The sequence below is a fragment of the Paenibacillus sp. OK076 genome (genome assembly GCF_900110055.1).
In the GTDB taxonomy this organism is placed as follows: Bacteria; Bacillota; Bacilli; order Paenibacillales; family Paenibacillaceae; genus Paenibacillus.
Genome location: NZ_FOCH01000001.1, coordinates 1167033 through 1192957 on the forward strand (window position 1 = coordinate 1167033; position 25925 = coordinate 1192957).

The following is a 25925-nucleotide window of genomic DNA, read 5'->3' on the forward strand; positions in this document are numbered from 1 at the left end:
TTATACCGGCGGATTTTTTTGTTGTGAATGCTGGACAAGGCCCATGGCAGCGTATGGGTCGTAAGCGGTTTACCGCAGCGCGCGGATGAAGTTGCTATATGCAACGGACTGCAGGTTGCGGCCATCAAATCAACGGCTGGAGAGGTGTAGTTGTGTTCAAAGATATATTCCAGAAAAAACGGAAGTACGCCACCATACCTTCCGAGCGTGCGCTTCGTGGCGAAGGTCAGGAAGCTGGAGAACGTCCAAAACGGGAAATACCTGAAGGGCTTATGAACAAGTGCAGCAAATGCGGCACGATTCAATATAGCAAGGAATTGGAAAAAAACCTGAAAGTATGTCCGGCTTGCGGCTACCATATGCGTTTGAACGCAATGGAACGTATTGCCATGGTTCTAGATGAGCAAGGGTTTGTGGAGTATGACGCTGATATGGTATCGGTTAATCCGCTTGACTTCCCTGGATATAGCAACAAACTGGAGCAGCAGCGCCTGAAGTCAGGACTGAAGGAAGCTGTTATTACAGGTGAGGGAACCATAGAAGGTTTGCCTGTGGTTGTTGCTGTCATGAGCTTCGACTTCTTTACAGGCAGTATGGGTTCGGTTGTCGGAGAGAAAATTACCCGTGCGATTGAACATGCCACAGAGAAACGTTTGCCTTTGATTATTTTCTCGACATCTGGGGGTGCCCGGATGCAAGAGAGTATTCTTAGCCTTATGCAAATGGCGAAAACAAGCGCGGCTTTGTCCCGTTTAGATGAACAGGGCGGGTTGTATATTTCGGTCATCACGGATCCGACGACAGGTGGAGTTTCAGCCAGTTTTGCGAGTCTTGGTGATATCATTATTGCCGAGCCCGGAGCTGTATTTGGCTTTGCCGGCCGAATCGTTATTGAGCAGACGATCCGTCAGAAACTGCCTGATGATTTCCAAACGGCAGAATTTAATTTGCAGCACGGCCAGCTGGACATGGTGGTCCATCGCAAAGAACTTCGAGCCACCCTTGGCAAGCTTCTAGACATGCATAGTGAAAAAGGAGGGGTCTAAATGGCGGGTGAGTTGCCATATGAAGCGCCTCTGGTTGAGATGCGCAAAAAGATCGAAGAGCTCGTACAGTTTGGACAGGAAAAAGGCATCGACTTCACTGACGAAATTGCCCGCCTGGAAGAACGTTATCATAGACTTGAAGAAGAGATTTATTCCGGCATAACGGCTGCACAGAAAATGCATCTGGCGCGGCATCAGCAGCGTCCGACAGCGCTGGATCTGATTCAATTGATATTTACCGATTTCATGGAGTTGCACGGCGACCGCATGTTCGGAGACGATCTGGCGGTTGTTGGCGGACTAGCGAAGCTGAACGGAAAAACAGTAACGGTCATCGGCCAACAGCGGGGGAAAGATACGAAGGATAATATCGCCCGCTTTTTTGGGAGCGCACATCCGGAAGGATTTCGAAAAGGGCTGCGTTTGATGAAACAAGCGAACAAATTTGGTCGTCCAATTATTACATTCGTTGATACTAAAGGGGCGTATCCGGGTAATACTGCTGAAGAGAGAGGTCAATCGGAAGCTATTGCCCGTAACCTGCTGGAAATGGCGAAGCTCTCGGTGCCTGTTATTGTAGTGGTCATCGGCGAGGGCGGAAGCGGCGGGGCCCTCGCTATGGCAGTGGGTAATCGTGTGTTGATGCTGGAGCATGCGATTTACTCTGCGATCTCTCCGAACGGAGCTGCATCGATTCTCTGGAAAGATGCATCCAAGGCAGATCAGGCGGCCGAAGCGATGAAAATAACGGCCAAAGACCTTCTGGAGATGGAGGTCATTGAAGAAATAATCCCTGAGCCACGCGGCGGCGCTCATCGGGATTATGAAGAATCTGCGGCTGCGATCAGCGAGGCCTTGGTTCGTCATCTGGACGAGATGAAAGGCTGGACTGGTGACCAATTGAAACAGGATCGATATGAGAAATTCCGTAAAATTGGATCAGTCACGTTTGAACCTGAAGTGCAGATACAAGTCCCTCAGGTGCCTGTTGGAGTCGATACAGCGGGTAATTTGTCGGGAAATGCTGAATGATGTGACGAATTTCCTATACAAATGACCCAAAGTATAGTAAATTTAATAGTTGGAAAAAGAAAAAGAGATAAAAAGATAGACCTTTAAAATCGGAGGAAACCCAAAATGCGCAAAACAAAGATTGTATGTACGATTGGTCCATCCAGTGAATCATTGGAGAATACCAAAAAATTGATTATGGCCGGTATGAATGTGGCCCGTTTGAACTTCTCCCACGGTGATTTCGATGAGCACGGCGGACGGATCACAGCAATTCGCCAAGCATGCGAAGAGCTGAACAAGACAGTAGCGATCTTGCTGGACACCAAAGGACCGGAAATTCGGACAGGTAAACTCGAAGTGGAGCCAATCGAATTGGTTCAAGACGAGTACATCACTTTGACAACAGAAGAAATTCTGGGCACCAAAGAACGTCTCTCCATTACGTATGCAGATCTTCCGAGTGATGTTGAACCGGGATCTACAATTCTGATCGACGACGGTCTGATCGGACTGACTGTGGTGGAAGTGCAAGGCACCGAGATCAAATGCCGTATCGTTAACGGCGGTACGATCAAAAGCAAAAAAGGTGTTAACGTTCCGGGCGTTGCCATTTCTCTGCCGGGTATCACTGAAAAAGATGCCAACGATATCGTATTTGGTATCGAACAAGGTGTCGATTTCATCGCGGCTTCTTTTGTTCGTAAAGCAAGCGACGTGCTTGAGATTCGTGAATTGCTTGAAAAACACAATGCTGGACATATCCAAATCATCTCCAAAATTGAGAACCAACAAGGTGTGGACAACCTCGATGAAATCCTTGAAGTGTCCGACGGCCTGATGGTTGCTCGTGGAGACCTGGGTGTAGAGATTCCTGCGGAAGAAGTACCATTGGTACAAAAACGCATGATCGAAAAATGTAACGTTGCAGGCAAACCGGTTATCACAGCTACACAAATGCTGGATTCCATGCAGCGCAACCCGCGTCCAACACGTGCGGAAGCAAGTGACGTGGCTAATGCGATCTTCGACGGTACAGATGCAATCATGTTGTCTGGTGAGACAGCTGCGGGTAAATACCCAGTTGAATCCGTTCTGACAATGTCCCGTATTGCCGAAAAAGCAGAATCCGCTCTGCCTTACCAAGAGCTGTATCTGAAACAACGTGTTGCTCAACAAACAACAGTTACTGAAGCAATCAGCCAATCTGTTGCCCTGTCAGCTCAAGATCTGAACGCTAAAGCGATCATTACTTCGACTGAATCCGGTCATACAGCACGTATGATTTCTAAATATCGTCCAGAATCTCCAATCATCGCGGTGACAACGGAAGACAGAACTTCCCGTCGTCTTGCGCTGGCTTGGGGTGTAACACCAGTCAAAGGAAGACTTGTTGATTCCACTGACGCTTTGTTTGAAAATGCAATTGAAGGCGGCGTGAAATCCGGACTTGTAAAAGAAGGAGACCTTGTTGTTATTACAGCGGGTGTACCTCTGGGTCGTTCCGGTTCCACGAACCTGATCAAAGTAAGCCAAATTCCAAACAACGCATAATTGTGTTTGGACGAGAAGCAACAGGAATGAAGCAATGGGGCGTTTGTGTCCCGTTGCTTTTTTTCCATCTTTATGGCACTTTAGCGCCGCTGGATACGTAAGAATGGGTATATCGAAGGAGGCCGGTAACATGCAGCAACAAAGCAATGGCAGTTGGTACACGGCACGCCTTCGCGTGCGTTATCAGGAAAGTGATCAGATGGGTGTGGTCTATCACGCCAACTATTTAAATTGGTTTGAAATCGGTCGAACCGAGATGATTCGCCAAATGGGGTATACATATCGTAAAATGGAGGAACAGGGGTTACTGCTTCCGGTAACCGGACTGGATGTGAAATATCATAAACCTGCCCGGTATGATGATGACATCATCATTTTCACCCGTATTGCTGCGTTTAGTGGTCTGCGACTGAACTATGAGTATGACATAAGGCGCATGACTCCAGACCTTAATGAGCAGATAGGCGACGGGCAACGAGTATGGTTATCTGAGGAGTCCCTTCCTGGTGAACGATTGGTTACAGGCTCTACCCAGCATGTATGGGTCAATGGGGACTGGAAGCCAGTCAGGCTGGATAAGGCAGCTTCTGAGCTCTACAGCGCGCTTGAGAAAGTGTGGCTTTCAGGAAAGGGGTAATACGTAATGCGAAGATGGATGTGGGCCCTGCTATTAATCATTCCGGTGATTGAACTGTTTGGTTTCATTCTTATGAGTGACTGGATTGGAGCCGGAAAGACTTTGCTTCTCATGATTCTCACGTCCTTGATCGGTATAGCCATGTTGCAGTTTGAAGGACGAAAAGTACTTATCGATGCCAAATCCGAGATGGAGCGCGGTAAAGTGCCCGGAAGGAAAATGGTAGATGGACTTTTTATTTTTGTCGGTGGTTTCCTCCTGCTGATTCCGGGATTTATTACAGATCTGATCGGATTTACACTGTTGTTTCCAGTAACACGTTCAGTGTACCGTCTATTCTTCCTGGGCTGGCTGGAGAAGAAAATGAGAAATGGAAGTATTAAGTTTTATCGTGGCCCGAAACAATAGGATATACCAGCATCAGTTAAAGAAAGGCACCTCCACCAGATTCAGTCTGATGAGCGGTGCCTTTTTAACTTGTTTATATGCGCATGACAGAGAACAGAAGTCATGATTTTATCGGACGCGTCCGTTAATAATATATGTCCGGAGATCACGGAACACGTTCGCTCGATTGAATGCATCAAGGATAACGAGGCTGACAGGGCCAATGATCAAACCGAGTACACCAAACAATTTCAATCCCACAAACATGCCAACCAGTGTGGCGAGAGGGTCCAAGCCGACACTGCTGGCAAGCACTTTGGGTTCAATGATTTGGCGAGCAATCAGCACAATCAGATATACAATACTGATGCCGATCCCCAGGTACAGTTCTCCGTTCATAAGCAGGTACGCTGCCCAAGGAACCATCACGAGGCCAACGCCGAGATAAGGGAGCAGATCTACTAGACCGATGAGCAAAGCAATCGTGAAGGCAGATTTAACCTGGAGCACAAGCAATCCAATCATGACAAATAATGCGGTGATGGAGATCATAATCAACTGGGCTCGTGCATAACCGAACAGTGCTTTTTTGAGATCATTCCATATGTCGGTAATCGGTTTGCGAATGGATGAAGGTACCCAGCCTGATACAGTAATGCTGTGTCTGTTCCAGCTTTTGCTGATAAAAAAAGCGGAGAGCAAAACCACGATTAATACGGCTCCCATGTTGGGTAGAGAAGTGAGCAGATTCAGGATCATGTTGAAAAATCCGGTGACCAGATCCGTTACTGCTGTACCTACCGTTTCGGTTGTTTTGCTAATATTGCTGTTAATCGTCTCCTGATAGTTGGGATTTTCCTTGTAAAATTCATTAATCTGTCCAATTAAACTCTGAATCGTGTCATTCTGGGTCCAGCGGACGAACGTAGCCTTAATCTCATCGACATGAAGGTCGAAGCTCGTCGTTAGTGAAATGACTTCCTTTACCATACGGGTTACCGCAGCGGACAATACGACAACAATGGCCCCGAAATAAATGATTAGTGATAAGGTTACAGCCAGCCAGCGAGGAAAGCGTGCCTTGTATTGAAGCAACTTTACCAGAGGATTCATCGTATAGGCGATAACCCAGGCAATGGCAAAAGGATATAACAGCGGGAACAGCAGGTATATGGCAACAGCAATGAGTATGGTCGCGATAATCACCCATAAGCCGCGCAGCAGACGTTTTATTATGATTCTATCCAAGCATCAACTCTCCTTATTCCATTTCAAGCTACCTATAAACCATGAAGGAAACACAGGAAGCTATCTAGTTAATATAGAGCAAATACACTGATTTGAAACGCTAGGATGTCGTCGAATGATATCTTTTCTTTTGCCTAGAGTATGCCTCATATTCACAAAATATAGCAATAAAAACTTGATTAATAGCATGGATTTATATAAAAAGAATAAAATGTCAACCTTGTTTTTGTAAAGGTTTTCAAAAATGCTTTATCAGTCTGATAAAGAAGTTTGATGTGCGGATGACCTCGCATCATGTTCACATAAACGACAAAATCCAGTATGATGAGAGAAGGAAATACCGATTGACAGATATGAAAACCGGATATTGAGGTATTTATTAATTTTAAAATGTAAATGGTTACAAAAGAAGGACGAGTGCGTTTTAAGCACGTAGATGACACTCTGGATGGGTTCTTGATTTCGTTTATTAAAGGAGAGATGTAATATGACAGCTACCAAAGGTCTGGAAGGCATCGTTGCAACAACCTCTTCGATCAGCTCCATTGTAGACGGTGTGCTTACATACCGTGGATACGATATTGACGATCTGGCAGAACATGCAAGCTTTGAAGAAGTTGCGTATTTGCTGTGGTTTGGTAAATTGCCAACTACGGATGAACTGAAATCCCTTCGCAAAAGCCTGAGCGATTACGCGCCGATTCCGAGCGAGTTGATTGCACAAATCCAATTGTATCCGAAAAACATGAGTACCATGGCAGCACTGCGTTCCGCGGTATCCGCACTGGCTCTGTACGATGAGCAGGCTGACGAGATGACAGCGGAAGCGAATGAGAACAAAGCGGTTAAGCTGCAAGCGCAGTTGCCAACCATTGTGGCAGCCATAGCCCGTATCCGTCAGGGCAAGGAACCTGTGGCTCCAAAAGAAGGCGCTTCCATCGCAGAAAACTTTTTATATATGATGACTGGAGAACAACCAGCCGAGACCGCTGTTAAAGCTCTTGATCAGGCGCTTGTCCTGCATGCGGATCATGAGTTGAACGCTTCTACATTTGCAGCACGTGTAACCGTAGCTACGTTGTCTGACATCTATTCGGGAGTAACTTCTGCGATTGGCGCATTGAAGGGACCACTGCATGGCGGTGCGAACGAAGCCGTTATGAAAATGCTGAATGAGATTGGTACACCTGATCGTCTGGAAGCGGCTATTCAAGAGAAATTGAACAACCGTGAGAAGATTATGGGCTTTGGACACCGTGTCTACAAAAATGGAGATCCACGTGCGAAACATCTGCAAAAGATGTCCAAGGAACTGGGCGAAATGAACAACGATACACGCCTGTATGAAATGTCAGTGAAGATTGAGGAACTGGTGACAGGACAAAAAGGTCTGAAGCCAAATGTAGATTTCTATTCCGCTTCTGTATATACCCAATTGGGTATTGAAGAGGTACTGTTTACACCGATCTTTGCGATTAGCCGGGTATCAGGTTGGACTGCTCATATTCTGGAACAGCTTGCGGATAACCGTATTATTCGTCCGCGTGCCGAGTACACAGGCCCAACAGATCAGAAGTACGTTTCAATTGAACTTCGCTAATGGCATCAAAACCAGTATAATAACAAGGACGGGGTGAAGGGGTGTAACCTGTTGGCTAATACTAGCAGCACGTTCATAACCCTTCCTCCAATAAGACAAGCGGTGTGTTATCATACTGCATCTACGAAACCCAAGGAGGAATTATACGAATGAAATTAGAAAAATTTGCTCACCCAACTGAAGGCGAAAAAATTCAAATTGATAACGGTACACTGCAAGTACCTAATAACCCGATCATTCCATTTATTGAAGGTGACGGTACAGGCCGTGACATCTGGAAAGCTTCCAAACGTGTATTGGATGCAGCTGTTGAAAAAGCATATGACGGCAACAAAAAAATCGCATGGTATGAAGTGTTTGCTGGACAAAAAGCATTCGATACATACGGTGAGTGGTTGCCGAATGATACACTGGAAGCCATCCGTGAGTATATCGTAGCGATCAAAGGACCATTGACTACGCCAATCGGCGGCGGTATTCGTTCCCTGAACGTAGCCCTGCGTCAAGAACTGGATCTGTACACTTGCTTGCGTCCTGTTCGCTACTTCGATGGTGTACCTTCTCCGGTTAAACGTCCTGAGCTGGTAGACATGGTCATTTTCCGTGAGAATACGGAAGATATCTATGCGGGTATCGAGTATGCAGAAGGTTCCGAAGAAGTGAAAAAAGTAATCCAGTTCCTGCAACAGGAAATGGGCGTAAACAAAATCCGTTTCCCTGAAACTTCCGGTATCGGTATCAAGCCAGTTTCCTCTGAAGGTTCCAAACGTTTGGTACGTGCAGCAGTACAATATGCCATCGATCACAACCGTAAGAGCGTTACTTTGGTACACAAAGGCAATATCATGAAATTTACTGAAGGTGCCTTCAAAAACTGGGGTTATGAAGTTGCTGAAGAAGAGTTCGCTGATAAAGTGTTCACTTGGGCACAATACGATATTATTAAAGAAAAAGACGGTACGGATGCAGCTAATGCAGCTCAAAAAGCAGCTGAAGATGCTGGCAAAATCATTGTGAAAGATGCTATTGCCGATATCGCTCTGCAACAAGTACTGACTCGTCCAGGCGAATTCGATGTAATCGCAACGTTGAACCTGAACGGTGACTATCTGTCCGATGCACTGGCTGCACAAGTTGGTGGAATTGGTATCGCTCCAGGAGCGAACATCAACTATGTAACAGGACATGCTATCTTTGAAGCTACTCACGGTACTGCGCCTAAATATGCTGACAAAGATGTCGTGAACCCTGGTTCCGTTATTCTGTCTGGCGTTATGTTGCTTGAGCACTTGGGCTGGCAAGAAGCGGCTAACCTGATCTACAAAGGGATGGAAACATCCATCAACAATAAAACAGTAACTTATGACTTTGCACGTCTAATGGACGGCGCTACTGAAGTGAAATGTTCTGAATTTGCTGATCAAATCATTAAAAACCTGTAAGGGGAGATGTGAATCGTGACTATTCAGCGCAAAAAAATCACAGTAGTCGGCGCCGGATTTACCGGAGCTACAACGGCTTTGATGCTTGCCCAAAAAGAACTCGGGGATGTTATTCTGGTTGATATTCCACAATTGGAAAACCCGACTAAAGGTAAAGCGCTCGACATGTGGGAAGCTAGTCCTGTTCAGGGCTTCGATAGCAATATCGTTGGTACTTCCAACTACGAGGATACTGCAGGTTCGGAGATTGTTATTATTACGGCAGGTATTGCCCGTAAACCGGGTATGAGCCGTGATGATCTGGTCAACACGAATGCAGGGATCGTAAAGTCTGTTTGTGAAAATGTGAAAAAATATTGCCCTGATTCCATCGTCATTATTCTAAGCAACCCGGTAGATGCAATGACATATGCAGCTTATCAGACGCTTGGTTTTCCTAAAAACCGCGTAATCGGTCAGTCCGGTGTACTGGATACTGCACGTTATTGTACATTCATTGCACAAGAGCTGAATGTATCGGTTGAAGACGTCCGTGGATTCGTTCTTGGCGGTCACGGAGACGATATGGTACCACTCGTTCGTTATTCCAGCGTTGGCGGTATTCCAATCGATACCCTCATCCCGGCAGAGCGCATTGAAGCCATCGTACAACGCACACGTGTTGGCGGCGGTGAGATCGTGAACCTGCTCGGTAACGGCAGCGCATATTATGCACCAGCAGCTTCATTGGTGCAAATGACCGAAGCCATTTTGAAAGACAAAAAACGAATCATTCCGGTTATTGCTTACCTTGAAGGGGAATATGGCTACAATGACTTGTTCCTTGGTGTGCCAACCATTTTGGGTGGTAACGGAATTGAAAAAATATTTGAACTGGAACTGACTGCTGAGGAAAAAGCAGGACTCGACAAATCTGCGGATTCGGTTCGTAACGTCATTTCAGTAGTGAACCTGTAAAAGTTTGAAAACTTTTTGACAGGAACAGACAGAAAACCTTCGGATCATCCGGAGGTTTTCTTTTCTTTGGATAAGTTCCCCAGTATAATGAGATGTGATGTATAGCACACTGATTGAAATTTCTGAGGAGGATGGACATTTTGACAATGATTATGTATTTGCTCCATATTATTGGAGCACTGGCGATGGGCTTCTATCTGATCTTGCCATTCGTAGTTGGCAAAATCCGCACCTTGAGTGCTGCCGCTCAAGAGGGAGCATTTGCATCGCTCCGTTCGTTGAACCGTATCGCACAGTACGGACTTGTGATTCAGCTTCTTACGGGTGGTTATTTGATGACCAAGGGTGAGTATTCCTACCTGTGGATGGGCGTAGTAGTGGTACTGTTGCTGGCTATCGCAGCAATTGGTGGCATTATGGGTAAACCGTTACGTTTGGCATCAGAGGCTGTGAAAAGCAATCGTGACGTCAGTGCAGAGCAGAGCAAGATTCGTACGTTCAGCACATTGCTGGCTGTATTCCTGCTCATTATGGTATATCTGATGGTGAACAACCAGGTAATCTAATAACAGCTGCGAACAAGTTTTATGGCCAGCTTAACTTAAAGCGTTTGCACTTCAAACGTATGGGACAAGCTGGATAAGTAAGTAAGGTCTTGAACGGTAGTGAAATAGACAGCCCAGAGGCTGTCTATTTTTGTTCGCACGGTTTTGGCATAATGTCTGACAAGAAGCAAGGTGTGTGGTGTTGAACTAACGGCATATATGGGCGCACTTCGTTATACATTACATTCTGTTAACTTAGGCTGACAGCGTGGGTAAATACGGTGTTACGACCATTACGCTTGGACTCATATAGTGCCGTATCGGCATCGCGCAGCAAGGATTCCAGAGAATCGGATCCTCCATTATATTGTGCCACTCCGAAGCTTGAAGTGAGAGGAATACGAGTACCCTGTACCTCCAGCGGGTCATTCAACAAAGCCACACGTAACTTCTCGGCGAGCTGCTCACCATCTTGGAGGGAGGCATTGGGAACCGCGATCACAAACTCCTCTCCTCCATACCGTGCAAACAACATCTCTGAGTTCAAATAACGATTACATACGGAGACCACATGAATGATAGCCTGATCCCCAACGTCATGTCCATAGGTGTCATTAATTCGTTTGAAATGATCAATATCAAATAATATAAAGGCCGCAGGTTGCAGATTAAGCTGGGCTTCACTCAGTATCTCTCGACCTCTGAGCAGGAACTGCGTACGGTTATATATTTTAGTGAGACCATCGAAGTAAGCCAGTTGCTTTAACTGTTCTTGGAGGAAACGTTGCTCTGTAATATCAATCAGCATAATTAGAGTGCCAACGGCTTGTCCTTCTTTGTTATAGACATAAGAGGTTCTGACCTGATAACAGACGGTCTCTCCGTTCAATTGCCAGTACAGATCGGTTTGCAGACCTTCTCGGCCGTATTCCACTGGAAAGGTCTCGCCAGCAAGCGACAGCCATATATCGTTCAGATGTTGACCCACCATGTTGAAATTAAGCTCTGGCAGCATATCACGCAGAGATTGGTTATAGTCGACGAGACGATTGGAACTATCCAGCACGATAACGCCTTCACGCATACTCTCAAAGATACTATCCTTGGCAATAGGTACGATGGTTAGCAGACGGGAGGATAGAATAGCCCATATATACATAGCGGATGTAACGCACATGAGAACCGGAACGGGGTCCATTCCACCTGGGGTGAGACCAAGCAAATACAGAAAGGCCGCTACCATGGGAATAATCTGTGAAGTGATTAGGGTGAGCAGCTGACGACGATACATCTTTTTGGTATGTCGCCATTGTCCGATGAGAATAAGGCAGGCACATAACAGACAGGAAAAGGTGAATGCACCATGAACAACGTACCACTGCCCTATAGCAATATCCATCAGCGGGACGGGACTGTCTTCTCTTAGCCATACTCTTTTATAGAAAAGATGATGAAAATCATTTGTTGCTACCATGAACAAGGTAATGGAAGGGATTACAAAGAGTGCCGCAGAAGCCTTTTTGGATAACTTTTTACCCGTGTATTGCATCATGAGCATCAGCCCGAGAGAGGCGGAGAAAGGCATACCAATGTATTCTACAACCGTCCAGAATTTCATCTGCTCCAGTGTACTGCTGGCAAGTTCAATCGCGTAGCCGAAGGTGTAAACAGACAAAGCTGCTGTATAGAGAATGAATATTTTCGAACTGGGGATCTCTGCTCTTCTAACATAAGTATATAAACACAGAAAAACATTCAGCACGGCTGAAGTTGCTACAAGTGTTATATAAGAATTAATGTGCGATTCCATGGGTTTGGTCTCCATATTAGATTAGAATAGTTGTTTAGTTTGGCAGTATGACCGCATCATTGAAATAGATTAATGTAGTTTAAAACATATATGTATACTGTACATTGTACATCAGCCCATACAGCATAGGAATACAATTTGGGCGGTGAAACAGTTCAATTTCGAAAAAAATTTCGAATGTTTGACAAAATAGGTCGAATTCGATGCGGATATATCTAAATTGACAACATGTCTGCGAGAAATGATTAAGAATAACCATTTTAGTATTGAAAATTTTTCTGTTTGACCGCTAAAAGGGAGTGGTAAGTAAGTATCGAGGCCACAGACGGGGACTTTGGAGCATGACGGTTGAAAAAGGGAATAATTTGTATTGTTCATGCCATCCTACAGAATGAGACTTGATTTAGACATTCCATTTTGAGAGGAGAAATGCCAGATGTCAACTGACACACAGAACAAAAAGACGATGCCTCCCCAACATCAGGATCAGCGTCCGGGTATTGAATCGGAGATGCACCCCAAACCAGAGTTTGAGAAACCTGAATATAAAGCAGCCGGCAAGTTGTTGAATAAGGTTGCATTGATCACGGGTGGAGACAGCGGAATTGGACGTGCTGTTGCCGTTACATACGCGAAGGAAGGTGCGGATGTAGCGATTGTATACCTGAGTGAGCATGAGGATGCCGAAGAGACCAAGCGTCAGGTCGAACAGGAAGGACGCAAATGCATATTGATTCCCGGTGATATTGGGGATGATGCCTTTGCCAAGAAATCTGTGCAACAGACGGTGGATCAACTGGGTAAGCTGGATATTGTCGTGAATAATGCAGCGGAACAGCATCCCCAGCAGCAGCTGGAGGATATTACTCCAGAACAGTTGGAGCGTACGTTCCGCACAAATATTTTTGGCATGTTTTATATTACACAGGCTGCTCTGCCACATCTCAAGAAAGGCAGCACAATCATTAATACAACCTCTATTACCGCGTATCGCGGAAATCCGACGTTAATTGATTATTCATCGACGAAAGGAGCCATCACTTCATTTACACGCTCCTTGTCGATGAACGTTGTGGAGAAGGGAATTCGTGTGAATGCCGTCGCTCCAGGGCCAATTTGGACCCCGCTCATTCCATCCACATTTGATGAGAAAAAGGTGAGCGAATTTGGTGCTACTCAGCCAATGAAACGTCCAGGGCAACCGGATGAACTGGCTCCAGCTTACGTATATCTCGCTTCGGATGATTCTTCCTACGTGAGCGGTCAGGTGATGCACGTTAATGGCGGCGAAGTGGTAAACGGATAATCCATTGATGATGTGTTGCAAATGAAGGCGTATCGATTCCAGCATGACTGGTCGGTACGTCTTTTTTTGTGAGCATATCGCGGAATAAATATGATTTTGATCCGGTTTTACAAAAGTCGGGATTGGCGTTGATACAACCATGATACTTTATCAATAGGCTTCCCTGGAGATAGTTATAGCACTTCCGCGACGTGCTGCTAATCAAAAATGGCAGGATCTACATGCTATCTGTGATATGATATAGACCGAACAAGTAAGCTTCGGAGGCGGTCACATGAAGATTAGCAAACAAAATGCGGCACACTATATATGGGGTGGACAGTGCGATGGCTGGCATCTCGTTCAAAATGAAGAACTGAGCGTTATTCATGAACGTATGCCTGCAGGAACATCTGAAACTCGGCATTACCATTCAATAAGTCGTCAGTTTTTTTTCATCCTCAGCGGGGAGGCGTGTATGGAACTTAACGGGGAAGAGTTCATGCTCAAACCCCATGAAGGAATAGAGATTGGGCCTGAGATTCCACATCAGATGCAGAATCGGAGCGAAGCAGACGTAGAGTTTCTTGTCATTTCACAGCCCACCACTCGTGGTGATCGAATAGAAATGGACATGTAGTTAAATTATTAATTTTATAACAAAGGAAGAGATAGATGAGACCGTTCCGAATTCGCCTTGCCATCATCATGATGGTGCTGATCGGTATTTCCGTCATTGTGGCGGGTTATACGATGGGCAGAGTTTTTAAGACTACTCACATTAACGCACTGGAGCAAACGATGGTGCGTGAGATCAACTTGCTGAAAGCAACGTTCCCGTTCCATGATGCATCCGATCCAACCAATGCAGAGACACAGAAATATTATTCAGATCGCGCTGTTGAGCTGGATCGACTGACAGATTCACGGGTAACCTTTATCAATAAAGACGGAACGGTCATTGGCGACTCGGAGAGCGATCCCAATTCAATGGACAACCACTTGAACCGTCAGGAGATTAAAGAAGCGGTTGGGCAAAACTATGGTCAGTCGATACGTTATAGTGCAACATTGGGGCAGGACATGCTGTATGTGGCGCTGCCTGTGAATTCGGATCAAAGTGACATGATTGAGTTGCCCAGTGGAAAATTTGATGGTTACATTCGACTATCCATGAGTCTTGAAGCTGTAGATCAGGGTCTTCAGCAGGGCTGGATTCTGATGTTTTTCACCTTGGGCCTACTGTTCCTGATTGTGGCTCTGGTTAGTTATCGGGTTGCGCGGGGACTGACATCACCTATTGAGCATATTACGAAGGTGGCTCACCGGATCACCAAGCTGGATTATGATGCGAGAGTGGATGTAACTCGTAATGATGAGATCGGTCAACTGGGACTTGCCATTAACGGAATGGCAGACAGCCTTCAGATGCAATTGAAGACGATCAGGGATAATGAAGCGCTGCTGCAAAGTGTGCTTGCCAACATGACAGGCGGTATTATTATGATTGATGCAGGTCAATCTATTGCGCTGGTCAATCGGGAAGCAGAGCGTATGCTTGGCATTCAGGCAGAGCGGGTTACTGGCAAGCCATACACTGAATTGAAGCGGCATTATGAGCTGACGCGCACGATTGAAGAGAGCGTTGCTTTGCGAGAACCGATGCATGAAGAAGTGAGTGTGTTCAATCCGGTGGAAAAATTGATTCGCATTGATGGAGTACCGATGTCCGAAGATGATGGTGCTTACCGGGGAATGCTCTTCCTTTTGCAGGATGTAACGGCGATCCGCAGGCTGGAATCGATGCGCAGTGAGTTCGTAGCGAACGTATCTCATGAACTCAAGACACCGGTGGCTGCGGTCAAAGGTTTTGCCGAAACGCTTCTCAGCGGCGGGGTACAGGACAAAGAAACGGAGCGTTCATTCTTGCAGATTATATATGATGAAGGCGACAGACTGAACCGACTGATCGGAGATATTCTGGAGTTGTCCAAAATTGAGTCTAAACGGGCTCCCCTGCAATGTTCACCAGTGCATGTGCATTCGTTCTTCGAGATGGTCCTGGGCACCTTGTCCAAGGTGGCGGAGAAGAAAGAAATTCGGCTGGAGATGAACGTTCCTGAAGAATTGTATATTGAAGCTGATGAGGATAAAATGAAGCAGATCTTTATTAATCTGTTATCCAACGGCATTAACTATACGCCAGAAGGCGGACGGGTAAAATTACAAGTATCGGTTGAACATGATGAGGACGAAGAAGAAGTTGTATTTGCGGTATCCGACACAGGAATTGGTATTCCGAAGAAAGATTTGCCACGGATTTTTGAACGCTTCTATCGGGTGGACAAGGGCAGATCCCGTAATTCGGGAGGCACTGGACTTGGGCTTTCAATTGTGAAACATCTGGTTGAATTACATCATGGCAAACTGTCTGTAGAGAGTGAACTTGGCATGGGAACGACGTTTCGTGTTATCCTTCCATTAATTCAGGATGAAGAAATCTAGTGCGATGGAAGTGAAATGTAAAAGGAATATGCTGTTTTACACAGAGTTAACAATTAGGTGCTATGATAAAGAAAGTGTTGTGGCAACAGACAACCTATAGGAGAGAAGGGGTACCATGGCGCAGCGTTTGCTCGTTATTGAAGATGAACCAACATTATCAAGATTGCTTACGTACAACCTGACACAAGAGGGCTATGATGTTATTGCTGAGGATCACGGATCTTCAGGTTATGATCGGGCGTTGTCCCAGGAGTTTGATCTGATTCTGCTGGATCTGATGCTTCCTGGAATGAATGGTCTGGATATTCTGAACAAGTTACGAATTCAGGGTGTTAGTACACCGGTCATCATTCTCACAGCCAAAAACGGTGAAGCCGAAGTTGTGCAAGGCTTAAAATCAGGTGCCGATGATTATATTACCAAGCCATTTGGTGTATCCGAATTGCTTGCCCGCGTAGATGCGGTGTTAAGACGTTATTCAAATGGTGAAGATTTGCCGCAACCAGAGGATAAGGACGGTTCCCGTATTATTCTGGGAGAGCTTGAGATATATCCTTTGAAATATGAAGTGACACTGGGTGGACAATCCATCAGTCTTCGTCCCAAGGAATTTGAAGTACTGCTTTATCTGGCCAAGAAGCCGGGTGTTGTGCTTACCCGGGATGATCTGATGAATGCGGTCTGGGGCTTCGATTATATCGGAGGACAGCGCACGGTGGACGTTCATGTCAGTTCCTTGCGGAAAAAGTTGGAGCTTGATCCGGAATCAGTTCATATTGATTCGATTCGCGGTGTAGGTTATAAATTGGTTGTAAAAAGAAAAACTCCCCATCATTCAAGTTAACAATGATCGGGGAGTTTTATTTTACATTCCGTTAACACAAACAAATATTTTCCTTTACGTATAGGGAGTAGGATGAAGCTGTCTGAGTGATACTTTGTACCTACATATTCCACCTCAGGACGGAGCTCATACGTAAAGGAGATTGCGCATTTATGCCCATGTTGCTCGAAGTGAAGCCCGACCAGCCCGAAGAAATGATAAATACGCAACAGGAACAAGTTGTAACTCCCATGGGAGAACAAAAAGATGAAGATGAGATTGGGGTCACCAAAGAGAATGTAATCTCTTTACGGAACTATTGCCGTCAAATACCTGTAGTTGACGTGCATACTACCTGTGGGGAAGCGGCAAGCCTGCTCAATCAGGATCAGGACTACCCGTGTATTGTATTATGTGATGACCATATGCAGCCATTAGGTTTGTTGATGCGAGAGACGTTATACCGGATGTTGAACGGACGCTTTGCAGCAGATCTTTTCTATCGAAAGCCGGTTGTACACGCAGTGGACTCTTCTCCTGTCATTGTTGATGTGCATGCAGAAGCGACCGCGATTATTGACATCGCTTTGTCTCGCAGTGAGCAATATTTCTACGATTGTTTGATCGTTACGGAAGAAGACCGATTGCTGGGTGTGCTGACGATGAGGGATGTGATGTCCCTTTCCCGTAAGCTGCAGCATGTGGCTTCGGAAGAACGTGTACATATTATTACACAGAGCAGACAGGAAATAACAAGAATCAACGACTCCGTCACCAAACTGGTTCAAGCCGCTCGAAAGGCGGGGGAAGAAGCGTCTCAAATTATGCAGTTGTCCGAACGAGGAGCGAGCAGCCTCAGTCAGGTTGATGCTTCTTATAACCGTGTATATCAGCATATGGAGGGTCAGCAGAAGCATGCTGATGACATGCTGAGCTCTATCGACATGGGCTCCGGGATGGCACGTTCCATTCGTTCATTGGCTGACCAAAGCGGGCTGCTCGCTATGAATGCTTCCATCGAAGCGGCACATGCGGGGGAGTACGGACGAGGTTTCCAGGTCGTCGCTGGTGAGATTCGCGCACTAGCCAAGCAGACCCGTGAGGTTGCGGGAAATATGTCCTCTTTGCTGGATGATATCGGAGGATTGACCAGACAGACTGTGGAACTGGTGAGAGCAAGCGCGGCAGAGATTAACAACAGCTCCGTTCATGTAAACGAAGGAGGGACTGCTTTCAAACAGCTGAACACGGCTGTAGCGGGTATGTCCCATATTGCGGAGGATATTGCCGTAGAAGGCAAAACGGCCGGAGAATTGGCAGAGCACATTCGGGAGAGACTGGAAGATATGGTCCAGGCGGATGACTAAATGACGGCAGGATAGGCATCATTCATACGCAATGATCGGATAGAAGGGTCATGGGTGTGAAAGATGTCTCTTTTTACATTCCGTTAACATGAAAGTGATACTGTTTTTACAATGAGAGGGTAGGATATTATAGATGACCGAGAGTCAAGTTCAATCATTGGCATCGGTCTACGTAAGGGAATCTGGTTGTCCCTGCCGCGAAGGAGAAGTGAACATCCATGAAGGACCTCATTCACATTGAAGGACTTAATTTATACTATGATACGCATCACGCGCTTAAAAATATATCGATGGACCTGCCGGAGAAGACAGTTACCGCATTTATCGGTCCGTCGGGCTGTGGTAAATCGACCTTGCTACGTACATTGAATCGGATGAATGATATGATTCCAGGCGTACGTGTGGAAGGACAAGTTATGTTGGACGGTTCAGACATTTATAGCAATGAGATCGAAGTGGAAACGCTGCGTAAGCGGGTCGGAATGGTGTTTCAGCAGCCTAACCCTTTTCCAAAATCCATCTACGATAACGTGGCCTATGGACCTCGACTTCACGGGGTAACGCAAAAAGCCGAACTGGATCGTTTGGTTGAGCAGAGTCTTGTTCATGCTGCACTGTGGGATGAAGTAAAGGATGTGCTCAAAAAATCGGCACTCAGTCTCTCTGGCGGACAACAGCAGCGTCTTTGTATTGCACGTGCCTTGGCCGTGCAGCCTGACGTACTGCTGATGGATGAAGCAACGTCTGCACTTGATCCGATCTCAACGCTCAAAATTGAGGAACTGGTCAAGGAATTGCACCACAAATACACGATTGTAATGGTGACCCATAACATGCACCAAGCTGCACGTGTATCGGGTCGTACGGTATTTTTCCTGAACGGGGAAGTGGTGGAGGCGGCGGATACAGAAACATTGTTCTCCACACCGCAGGATTCCAGAACCGAGGATTATATATCCGGACGGTTCGGATAAGCAAGCTGAGTTCGAACGATCCCGGCGTGTCCGGAGATGATGGATAAGGAGGACATGGAATCTATGATTCGCAGAAAAGAATTTGATCAGGAGCTTGAGGAACTGCGCACACTGCTTCGGCAAATGGGTGAGCATGTAGGCACAGCGTTGGATGGTGCTATTGAAAGTTTACAGACGATGGATGCCGAGAAAGCTCAGGTCATCATCAAGAATGATGCGAATCTGAATGCCTTGGAAGACAAGATTATGGAATTGGGTTCCAAGCTCATCATTACACAACAGCCGGTAGCGAAGGATCTGCGACGCATTATCGTTGCTTTCAAAATCTCAAGTGACCTGGAGCGTATGGGTGACCTTGCGCTGGATGTGGCCAAAGTGACCCTTCGCATGGATGGACAGCAGCTCATTAAACCGCTTGTGGATATACCAAGAATGGCGGAAATCGTGAAAGCCATGATTGAAGAGTCCATTGAATCCTTCCTGAAAGAAAATACCGATCTGGCCTACAAAATGGCTCAGACCGATGATCAGGTTGACCAATTGTACAGTCATATGATCAGTGACCTCTACTCGTTCATGACAGACCATCCAAATAAGGCTTCTCAAGCGATGCTCTTGATGTTGGTAGGACGTTACATCGAACGGATTGGTGACCACGCAACAAACATTGGTGAGAGCACGGTGTATCTGGTAACAGGAAAACGCCCTGATTTGAATCAATAGGTAACTGCTTTTAGTGGGATTGGGGTATTATTCGTAACGAATTGAAGGGACTTTCTCTCGGGCGGCCTGTGAACAGGCCATCCGCGGAGGGAGTTCTTTTTTTGCAGGAAGATTATGATCTATAAAGATGACTAATTTTTTTGTTGTAACAGGTGTGTATGGTATCATGAGAGTAGATGTAATTGAAGGATTGACCATACGATACGTGAGGTGCTGGAATGGACAAGTTTATTCTTATAGATGGAAATAGCATTATTTACAGGGCGTTTTTTGCAATGCCGCCTCTAACTAACTCGAAAGGCTTGCATACCAATGCGGTGTACGGCTTCACCACGATGCTGCTGCGCTTGCTGGAAGAGCATAAACCGACACATGTGATGGTAGCATTTGATGCAGGCAAAGTTACGTTCCGGCACGAAGGTTACCAGGAATATAAAGGTGGTCGGGAGAAAACACCACCGGAGTTGTCCGAGCAATTTCCGCTGCTGAAAGAACTGCTTCAGGGCTTCGGGATAGCCCAGTTTGAGCTTGCAGGGTTTGAAGCGGATGACATTATCGGAACATTAACGAAACGTGCGGATGAAGCCGGAAGACAGGTTCTCGTTGTGTCGGGTGACAAAGATATGCTGCAGCTTGCATCTGAACATGTGCATATCGGGCTTACGCGCAAAGGGGTAACCGAGATTGAGCTGTACGATCCTGCTCAGATTAAGGAGCGCTATGGTCTGACCCCGTTGCAAATCATTGACCTCAAAGGTCTGATGGGTGATACGTCCGACAATATTCCGGGCATTCCTGGCGTCGGAGAGAAAACGGCTTTGAAACTGCTGCACCAGTTCGGTTCGGTTGAGGAAGTGCTTAATGGCACAGGTGAGCTAAAGGGAAAAATGAAAGAAAAGATTGAGGCTCACGCCGAAGATGCACGTATGAGTAAGCAGCTTGCCACGATCCACCGTGAAGTTCCATTGGAACAAACGTGGGAAGATATGCAGTTTGCTGGCTTAAAAGAGGAACTGGCAGGTCCGGCTTTGGCCAAGCTCGAATTCAAGTCTTTGCTGGAGCGCCTTTCATTCCGCGCAAGTGTAGTTTCTGAACAGGAAGCCGTTCCAGCTGCCGTGGTAGAATCCTCCATAGCAACAGAAGAAACGATTAGTGAACTGTTTGGTTCACTCGAATCCATTGATGTGCTACATGTGGAGACACATGGGGATAATCCGCATCAGGCGAAACTAATTGGACTTGCTGTTGGTTCAGGCGGAACCTATACATTCTTATCTCCCGAATTGCTTCAGTCTGATGCAGCTGCCCCGGTAAGAGAGTGGCTGGGCAATGCAGAACAACCCAAGCGTGGTTATGATCTGCACCGTGTTGATCTCGCACTGCATGCGCATGGCATTGAGTTTGCTGGAGCGTCCTTTGATGTGCAATTGGCTGCCTATTTGCTTGATCCAACCGAATCCAATCAGACGATCAGCGGCCTGACCACGAAGTATGGTCTGCCTTCCCTCGTGGAGGATGATACGGTTATGGGCAAAGGTGCAAAATACAGGGTGCCAGAGACGGATGTACTGGGCGATTTTCTGTGTCGCAAAGCCGCGGCAGTAGCAGCCATTATTCCACTCCAGGAGCAGGCGCTGGAGAGCAATGAGATGAACGCTCTTTTCCATGAACTGGAGATGCCGTTATCACGTATTCTTGCTGATATGGAGAAACAGGGCATTAAGGCTAATACGGCAGATTTGCAGGCTTTGGGTAGTGAGTTCGAAGAAAATATAAGCAGGTTGATGGCGGAAATCTACAAGCTTTCCGGTACGGAATTCAATCTGAATTCACCGAAGCAACTGGGCGAGATTTTATTCGATAAACTCGGTCTGCCTGTAGTGAAGAAAACAAAAACAGGATACTCTACGGATGCCGAAGTATTGGAGAAGCTGGCTCCTTATAATGATGTGGTCAAGCACATTCTGCAATATCGTCAACTTGCCAAGCTGCAGTCCACGTATGTAGAAGGATTGCTCAAAGAGATTTCGGATAAGGATGGCAAAGTGCATACGTATTACCGTCAGACGATCGCAGCAACCGGACGTCTGAGCAGCCAGTTCCCGAACTTGCAGAACATTCCGATTCGGATGGAGGAAGGTCGTAAAATCCGGAAGGTATTTGTTCCTTCTGAACCGGGATGGTCCATTTTGGCAGCAGACTATTCGCAGATTGAACTGCGCGTCCTTGCCCATATTTCAGATGATGAGCGGCTGAAGGAAGCTTTTGTCCAGGACATGGATATCCATACAAAGACGGCCTCCGATGTGTTTGGTGTGAAGCCAGAAGAGGTGGATGGAGACATGCGTCGTTCTGCCAAGGCGGTTAACTTCGGGATTGTATACGGCATCAGTGATTACGGTCTTTCGCAGAACCTGCACATCACGCGGAAAGAGGCAGCACAGTTTATCGATCAATATTTTGAAGTGTTCCAGGGTGTGCGCCGATATATGGATGATATTGTGAAGGAAGCCCGTCAGGATGGTTATGTCAAAACGCTGCTGGAACGTCGTCGTTATCTGCCAGAAATCAATGCCAGCAACTTTAACCTGCGTTCCTTTGCGGAACGGACAGCGATGAATACACCGATCCAGGGAACTGCGGCAGATATCATCAAGCTTGCCATGGTACAAATGGATGAAGCGCTGCGTGAACGCAAGCTGAAGAGCCGCATGCTGCTACAGGTGCACGATGAACTTGTATTCGAAGTGCCTGCGGATGAGCTGGAACTGATGAAAGAGCTGGTTCCTTCGGTGATGGAAAAAGCATTGGAGCTGTCAGTGCCACTGAAAGCGGAAGTCAGCTACGGAGAAAACTGGTACGAGGCTAAATAGTAGATCCCAAGCGGGTTTTCCGTTATTTTACAAAATATTTTTCAACTGTTTTCGACATAAGAAGGGGTCCCGCTGAGCGCCATCTTCCGTTATAATATAGGGGAGGTGAGAACATCATGCCGGAATTACCGGAAGTCGAAACAGTCAGAAGAACATTGAATCAACTTATTGTTGGCAAGACCATTGACTCAGTTACCGTTAGCTTGCCGCGGATCATTCAGCGGCCGGACGACATAGATGCATTTGCAATGGAACTTAAGGGACATACCGTGATTGGTGTAGAGCGCAGGGGCAAGTTTTTGCGTATTTTGCTGGACGGGCTGGTGCTTGTCTCCCATCTGCGGATGGAAGGAAGATACGGGGTGTACCAACAACATGAGGAAGTGGAGAAGCATACCCATGTCATTTTTCACTTTACCGATGGTACAGAATTACGTTACAAGGATGTCCGTCAATTCGGTACAATGCATCTCTTTAATGCAGGTGAGGAACTGGTATCCAAACCTTTGTTAAAGCTGGGGCTGGAACCACTTGATCCAGTGTTTACCGTAGCTGCATTCCGTGAGGCTGTTGGCAAACGGACAACCAAAATTAAAGCCGTGTTGTTAAATCAGGCATATGTGGTCGGCATCGGGAATATTTATGTGGACGAGGCCTTGTTCCGCGCTGGCATTCATCCAGAGACCATTGCCAAGACATTGACCGAAACCCAGTTAACCGTGCTACATGAAGCGATCGTGATTACGCTGCAGGATGCGGTGGATGCAGGTGGTTCGTCCATTAAGTCCTATGTCAATGGACAGGGTGAGATGGGCATGTTCCAGCATCAATTGAAAATATATGGACGCAAAGCTGAACCCTGTGCGACTTGTGGCACATTAATCGAGAAGATTGTAGTGGGCGGTAGAGGCACGCATTACTGTCCGAAGTGTCAACCGCTGCTCTAAATCGGTGATGGCTCTGGCAGCATGAACGAAATCGTCAAATTGTAGCACCCTTGGATTCCTCCCTCCATATACTGATATGGCAGAAATAAGCGGGCGTATACCCATACTGGCAGTCGCCAGTTGGAGCGAGTTCCGCACAGGGGAGGAATCCGGGGTGCTGCATCATTTTATTTCATTACTGGCGCTTGCTTTGGCGCTTAGTTTAGATGGTTTTGGAGTCGGGATTACATATGGGCTGCGGAGAACTAAAATTCCGCTGTTATCCATTGTCGTCATTTCCATCTGTTCGGGTCTGGTTATTGCATTATCCATGCAAGTAGGTGTGCTTCTGTCACATGTCGTATCTCCGGACGTGGCTTCGATTGTCGGAGCGGTTATTTTGATCGGTATTGGCGCATGGTCGTTGCTGCAACTTATTCGAAAACGGGGCAAGGAACAGCTGGAAACGGACAATGGAGTGGGTGAGGGAACAGGAGCAGGAACAATCCGCAGTAGTACGCAAGCCTCACAAGAAGTTCAGTCGAAGGGCAGAAATCAGGTGCTCGCGCTGGAGCTTGAGCCATCTGCTCCTGGAGGATCGCTGGAACGAATGGTCTTTACACTTGAACTGCGGAAGCTCGGTGTGGTTATTCAAATCCTGCGTAGCCCCTCGAAGGCGGATATGGATAACTCGGGCAGTATATCCGTCCAAGAAGCGATGTGGCTTGGTATAGCTCTTTCTCTGGATGCTTTTGGTGCAGGATTAGGGGCAGCATTATTGGGATTCCCGACTTTGTGGACAGCATTAGTTATTGCATTGTTTAGCGGGGCTTTTCTGTCACTAGGTATGAAGGTTGGATTACGCTTTGCTGCTCTGCGTTGGATGCGAAGATTATCTGTATTACCTGCGCTTTTATTAATGTTTATGGGAATAATGAAGTTGTTGTGAGGTGAAATAAATGAATATTGGCTTAACCGGCGGGATCGCGACAGGCAAAAGCAGTGTGTCCGCCTTTCTCGCCAGTAAGGGAGCGTTGCTCATTGATGCAGATGTTATTGCCCGGGAAGTAATGCTGCCCGGGCATCCCGTTTTGGCTGCGGCTGTTCAGCGGTTCGGACAAGCCATATTGAATGAGGACGGAACACTGGATCGGAAAAAGCTGGGCAGTATTGTGTTTCAGAATCCAGAGGAACGTAAGGCACTGGAGGCTATTACACATCCTGCGATCCGCAAGGAAATGCGTGAGCGAGCTGCTCTGTATGAGCTTGAACATCCGGACAAGCTGGTCGTATCGGATATTCCATTGTTGTACGAGTCAGGGCTGGAGGATGGCTTCGAAGAAGTGATGGTTGTCTATGTCCCGAGGTCTGTGCAACGGGAACGACTGATGAGCCGGGATGGAATGACGGCAGACCAGGCAGATGGCCGGATAGACGTGCAGATGGATATTGAAGAGAAGAAGCAGCGAGCTGACGTGATTATTGATAACAGCGGCTTGTGGTCAGAGACGGAGCAGCAAATCATTTCATTTTTGCATCGTAAGGGCTTATTATGAGATTGCTGCGTAAGAAACGAATATTGTTGTTGATGTTTGTGTCTTTTGTATTGGTGCTGTTCCTAAATACCAATTGGATGTCATGGTTCTATCCGATTCATTATAAGGAAGAGATTAGGGCCCAGTCTCAGAGTTATGAGGTTGATCCGTTTCTCATAGCTTCCATCATCAAGGTGGAGACCAATTTTAAGACAAGCAAGGAATCCAAAAGAGGTGCCATCGGGTTAATGCAGCTGATGCCAGACACCGCAAACTGGATTATGGAGCAAGCGAAAATTCCGGGCACCTCACTGGAAGAATTGAAGCACGAGCCTGAAAGAAATATCCAGTTGGGTACCTGGTATCTACGTAATCTGTCCGATCAATTTGACGGGAATGAAGCGGCTATGATTGCTGCTTACAATGCAGGTCCAGGTAAAGTGAACTCATGGCTAAGGGATGGCGTATGGGACGGCTCTTTCGAGACGGTCAAAGATATTCCGTTTGGTGAAACCCGGCACTATGTACAACGCGTCATTTATTATTATAATCAATATGTAAAGATCTATAATACGTTCTAAGTTAAGACGCTCTGGATTCGTGGTCTAAAATAAGTAGAAGCACCGAGCAGACCGGTTATTCACCGGCCGCTCCATGCTCCTCTGTGTACCGTATTA

General features: G+C 46.5%; 23 protein-coding genes. 21 read left to right on the forward strand and 2 right to left on the reverse strand.

Annotated elements, in window-relative coordinates; all coding sequences use genetic code 11:
- Positions 1-152: 152 nt before the first annotated feature.
- The 5 genes from accD to BMY78_RS05410 all read left to right on the forward strand — a co-directional run bounded on the left by accD (position 153) and on the right by BMY78_RS05410 (position 4656).
- Entirely contained in the window at positions 153-1046 is an 894-nt protein-coding gene (accD, locus tag BMY78_RS05390) for an acetyl-CoA carboxylase, carboxyltransferase subunit beta (RefSeq protein ID WP_090895386.1), read from the forward strand.
- Positions 1047-2078 carry an acetyl-CoA carboxylase carboxyltransferase subunit alpha gene (locus BMY78_RS05395; RefSeq protein WP_090895388.1) on the forward strand — a complete coding sequence of 344 codons (1032 nt, stop codon included), beginning with the start codon at positions 1047-1049 and terminating at the stop codon, positions 2076-2078.
- 105 nt (positions 2079-2183) lie between these two features.
- Entirely contained in the window at positions 2184-3611 is a 1428-nt protein-coding gene (gene pyk, locus BMY78_RS05400; RefSeq protein WP_063568089.1) for a pyruvate kinase, read from the forward strand.
- A 130-nt stretch (positions 3612-3741) separates the two neighbouring features.
- Positions 3742-4248, forward strand: coding sequence for an acyl-CoA thioesterase (locus tag BMY78_RS05405; RefSeq protein ID WP_090895390.1), 507 nt, complete (start codon positions 3742-3744; stop codon positions 4246-4248).
- Between the two features lie 6 nt (positions 4249-4254).
- Complete coding sequence (locus BMY78_RS05410; protein ID WP_090895391.1) at positions 4255-4656, forward strand: FxsA family protein; 402 nt, start codon at positions 4255-4257, stop codon at positions 4654-4656.
- A 108-nt stretch (positions 4657-4764) separates the two neighbouring features.
- Here the strand turns inward: BMY78_RS05410 and ytvI are convergent, their stop codons facing one another.
- Positions 4765-5883: a sporulation integral membrane protein YtvI gene (gene ytvI / locus BMY78_RS05415; RefSeq protein WP_090895393.1), complete on the reverse strand. Its 1119-nt coding sequence runs from the start codon at positions 5881-5883 to the stop codon at positions 4765-4767.
- Positions 5884-6370: 487 nt separating this feature from the next.
- Between ytvI and citZ the strand changes: the two genes are divergently transcribed.
- The 4 genes from citZ (at position 6371) to BMY78_RS05435 (ending at position 10448) form a co-directional block, all read left to right on the forward strand.
- Positions 6371-7483, forward strand: coding sequence for a citrate synthase (citZ, locus tag BMY78_RS05420; protein WP_076289785.1), 1113 nt, complete (start codon positions 6371-6373; stop codon positions 7481-7483).
- A 149-nt stretch (positions 7484-7632) separates the two neighbouring features.
- Positions 7633-8925, forward strand: a complete 1293-nt coding sequence (gene icd, locus BMY78_RS05425) for an NADP-dependent isocitrate dehydrogenase (RefSeq protein WP_090895394.1) — start codon at positions 7633-7635, stop codon at positions 8923-8925.
- A 15-nt stretch (positions 8926-8940) separates the two neighbouring features.
- On the forward strand, positions 8941-9882 hold the full coding sequence (mdh, locus tag BMY78_RS05430) for a malate dehydrogenase (RefSeq protein ID WP_090895396.1): 942 nt from the start codon (positions 8941-8943) through the stop codon (positions 9880-9882).
- A 140-nt stretch (positions 9883-10022) separates the two neighbouring features.
- A complete protein-coding gene (locus BMY78_RS05435) occupies positions 10023-10448 on the forward strand; it encodes a hypothetical protein (RefSeq protein ID WP_090895398.1) in 426 nt (141 codons plus the stop codon).
- Positions 10449-10677: 229 nt separating this feature from the next.
- On the opposite strand, the gene BMY78_RS05440 is transcribed toward BMY78_RS05435, so the two are convergent.
- The gene (locus BMY78_RS05440; RefSeq protein WP_090895400.1) at positions 10678-12237 is read right to left on the reverse strand and encodes a histidine kinase N-terminal 7TM domain-containing diguanylate cyclase; all 1560 of its coding nucleotides are present in this window, start codon (positions 12235-12237) and stop codon (positions 10678-10680) included.
- Positions 12238-12673: 436 nt separating this feature from the next.
- Here BMY78_RS05440 and BMY78_RS05445 point away from each other — a divergent pair, with 436 nt between their 5' ends.
- The 12 genes from BMY78_RS05445 to BMY78_RS05500 all read left to right on the forward strand — a co-directional run bounded on the left by BMY78_RS05445 (position 12674) and on the right by BMY78_RS05500 (position 25829).
- Complete coding sequence (locus tag BMY78_RS05445) at positions 12674-13543, forward strand: SDR family oxidoreductase (RefSeq protein ID WP_090895402.1); 870 nt, start codon at positions 12674-12676, stop codon at positions 13541-13543.
- A gap of 274 nt (positions 13544-13817) precedes the next feature.
- Entirely contained in the window at positions 13818-14162 is a 345-nt protein-coding gene (locus BMY78_RS05450; RefSeq protein WP_090895404.1) for a cupin domain-containing protein, read from the forward strand.
- A gap of 35 nt (positions 14163-14197) precedes the next feature.
- Complete coding sequence (pnpS, locus tag BMY78_RS05455; protein ID WP_090895407.1) at positions 14198-16027, forward strand: two-component system histidine kinase PnpS; 1830 nt, start codon at positions 14198-14200, stop codon at positions 16025-16027.
- A gap of 115 nt (positions 16028-16142) precedes the next feature.
- Positions 16143-16871: a response regulator transcription factor gene (locus tag BMY78_RS05460; protein ID WP_053783546.1), complete on the forward strand. Its 729-nt coding sequence runs from the start codon at positions 16143-16145 to the stop codon at positions 16869-16871.
- A 152-nt stretch (positions 16872-17023) separates the two neighbouring features.
- Positions 17024-18217 carry a methyl-accepting chemotaxis protein gene (locus BMY78_RS05465; protein ID WP_090895410.1) on the forward strand — a complete coding sequence of 398 codons (1194 nt, stop codon included), beginning with the start codon at positions 17024-17026 and terminating at the stop codon, positions 18215-18217.
- 218 nt (positions 18218-18435) lie between these two features.
- Positions 18436-19191: a phosphate ABC transporter ATP-binding protein PstB gene (gene pstB, locus BMY78_RS05470; RefSeq protein WP_063568101.1), complete on the forward strand. Its 756-nt coding sequence runs from the start codon at positions 18436-18438 to the stop codon at positions 19189-19191.
- Between the two features lie 63 nt (positions 19192-19254).
- Complete coding sequence (gene phoU, locus BMY78_RS05475) at positions 19255-19914, forward strand: phosphate signaling complex protein PhoU (RefSeq protein ID WP_090895411.1); 660 nt, start codon at positions 19255-19257, stop codon at positions 19912-19914.
- A 218-nt stretch (positions 19915-20132) separates the two neighbouring features.
- Positions 20133-22787 (forward strand): DNA polymerase I, encoded by a 2655-nt coding sequence (polA, locus tag BMY78_RS05480; RefSeq protein ID WP_090895413.1) that lies wholly within the window; start codon positions 20133-20135, stop codon positions 22785-22787.
- A 116-nt stretch (positions 22788-22903) separates the two neighbouring features.
- Positions 22904-23734, forward strand: coding sequence for a DNA-formamidopyrimidine glycosylase (gene mutM, locus BMY78_RS05485; protein ID WP_090895415.1), 831 nt, complete (start codon positions 22904-22906; stop codon positions 23732-23734).
- Positions 23735-23888: 154 nt separating this feature from the next.
- Positions 23889-24662, forward strand: coding sequence for a manganese efflux pump (locus BMY78_RS05490; RefSeq protein WP_177185663.1), 774 nt, complete (start codon positions 23889-23891; stop codon positions 24660-24662).
- A 10-nt stretch (positions 24663-24672) separates the two neighbouring features.
- Positions 24673-25269 carry a dephospho-CoA kinase gene (gene coaE / locus BMY78_RS05495; RefSeq protein ID WP_090895418.1) on the forward strand — a complete coding sequence of 199 codons (597 nt, stop codon included), beginning with the start codon at positions 24673-24675 and terminating at the stop codon, positions 25267-25269.
- Positions 25266-25829, forward strand: coding sequence for a lytic transglycosylase domain-containing protein (locus tag BMY78_RS05500; protein ID WP_090895420.1), 564 nt, complete (start codon positions 25266-25268; stop codon positions 25827-25829). Before coaE ends, BMY78_RS05500 begins: the two co-directional genes overlap by 4 nt.
- The last annotated feature ends 96 nt before the right edge of the window (positions 25830-25925 follow it).

Bases quoted from the DNA above. Each gene is read 5' to 3' on its own strand.
- BMY78_RS05395 (WP_090895388.1), top strand. From the start codon at position 1,047: ATGGCGGGTGAGTTGCCATATGAAGCGCCTCTGGTTGAGATGCGCAAA.
- pyk (WP_063568089.1), top strand. From the start codon at position 2,184: ATGCGCAAAACAAAGATTGTATGTACGATTGGTCCATCCAGTGAATCA.
- BMY78_RS05405 (WP_090895390.1), top strand. From the start codon at position 3,742: ATGCAGCAACAAAGCAATGGCAGTTGGTACACGGCACGCCTTCGCGTG.
- BMY78_RS05410 (WP_090895391.1), top strand. From the start codon at position 4,255: ATGCGAAGATGGATGTGGGCCCTGCTATTAATCATTCCGGTGATTGAA.
- citZ (WP_076289785.1), top strand. From the start codon at position 6,371: ATGACAGCTACCAAAGGTCTGGAAGGCATCGTTGCAACAACCTCTTCG.
- icd (WP_090895394.1), top strand. From the start codon at position 7,633: ATGAAATTAGAAAAATTTGCTCACCCAACTGAAGGCGAAAAAATTCAA.
- BMY78_RS05440 (WP_090895400.1), bottom strand. From the start codon at position 12,237: ATGGAATCGCACATTAATTCTTATATAACACTTGTAGCAACTTCAGCC.
- BMY78_RS05445 (WP_090895402.1), top strand. From the start codon at position 12,674: ATGTCAACTGACACACAGAACAAAAAGACGATGCCTCCCCAACATCAG.
- BMY78_RS05450 (WP_090895404.1), top strand. From the start codon at position 13,818: ATGAAGATTAGCAAACAAAATGCGGCACACTATATATGGGGTGGACAG.
- pnpS (WP_090895407.1), top strand. From the start codon at position 14,198: ATGAGACCGTTCCGAATTCGCCTTGCCATCATCATGATGGTGCTGATC.
- BMY78_RS05460 (WP_053783546.1), top strand. From the start codon at position 16,143: ATGGCGCAGCGTTTGCTCGTTATTGAAGATGAACCAACATTATCAAGA.
- BMY78_RS05465 (WP_090895410.1), top strand. From the start codon at position 17,024: ATGCCCATGTTGCTCGAAGTGAAGCCCGACCAGCCCGAAGAAATGATA.
- pstB (WP_063568101.1), top strand. From the start codon at position 18,436: ATGAAGGACCTCATTCACATTGAAGGACTTAATTTATACTATGATACG.
- phoU (WP_090895411.1), top strand. From the start codon at position 19,255: ATGATTCGCAGAAAAGAATTTGATCAGGAGCTTGAGGAACTGCGCACA.
- polA (WP_090895413.1), top strand. From the start codon at position 20,133: ATGGACAAGTTTATTCTTATAGATGGAAATAGCATTATTTACAGGGCG.
- mutM (WP_090895415.1), top strand. From the start codon at position 22,904: ATGCCGGAATTACCGGAAGTCGAAACAGTCAGAAGAACATTGAATCAA.
- coaE (WP_090895418.1), top strand. From the start codon at position 24,673: ATGAATATTGGCTTAACCGGCGGGATCGCGACAGGCAAAAGCAGTGTG.
- BMY78_RS05500 (WP_090895420.1), top strand. From the start codon at position 25,266: ATGAGATTGCTGCGTAAGAAACGAATATTGTTGTTGATGTTTGTGTCT.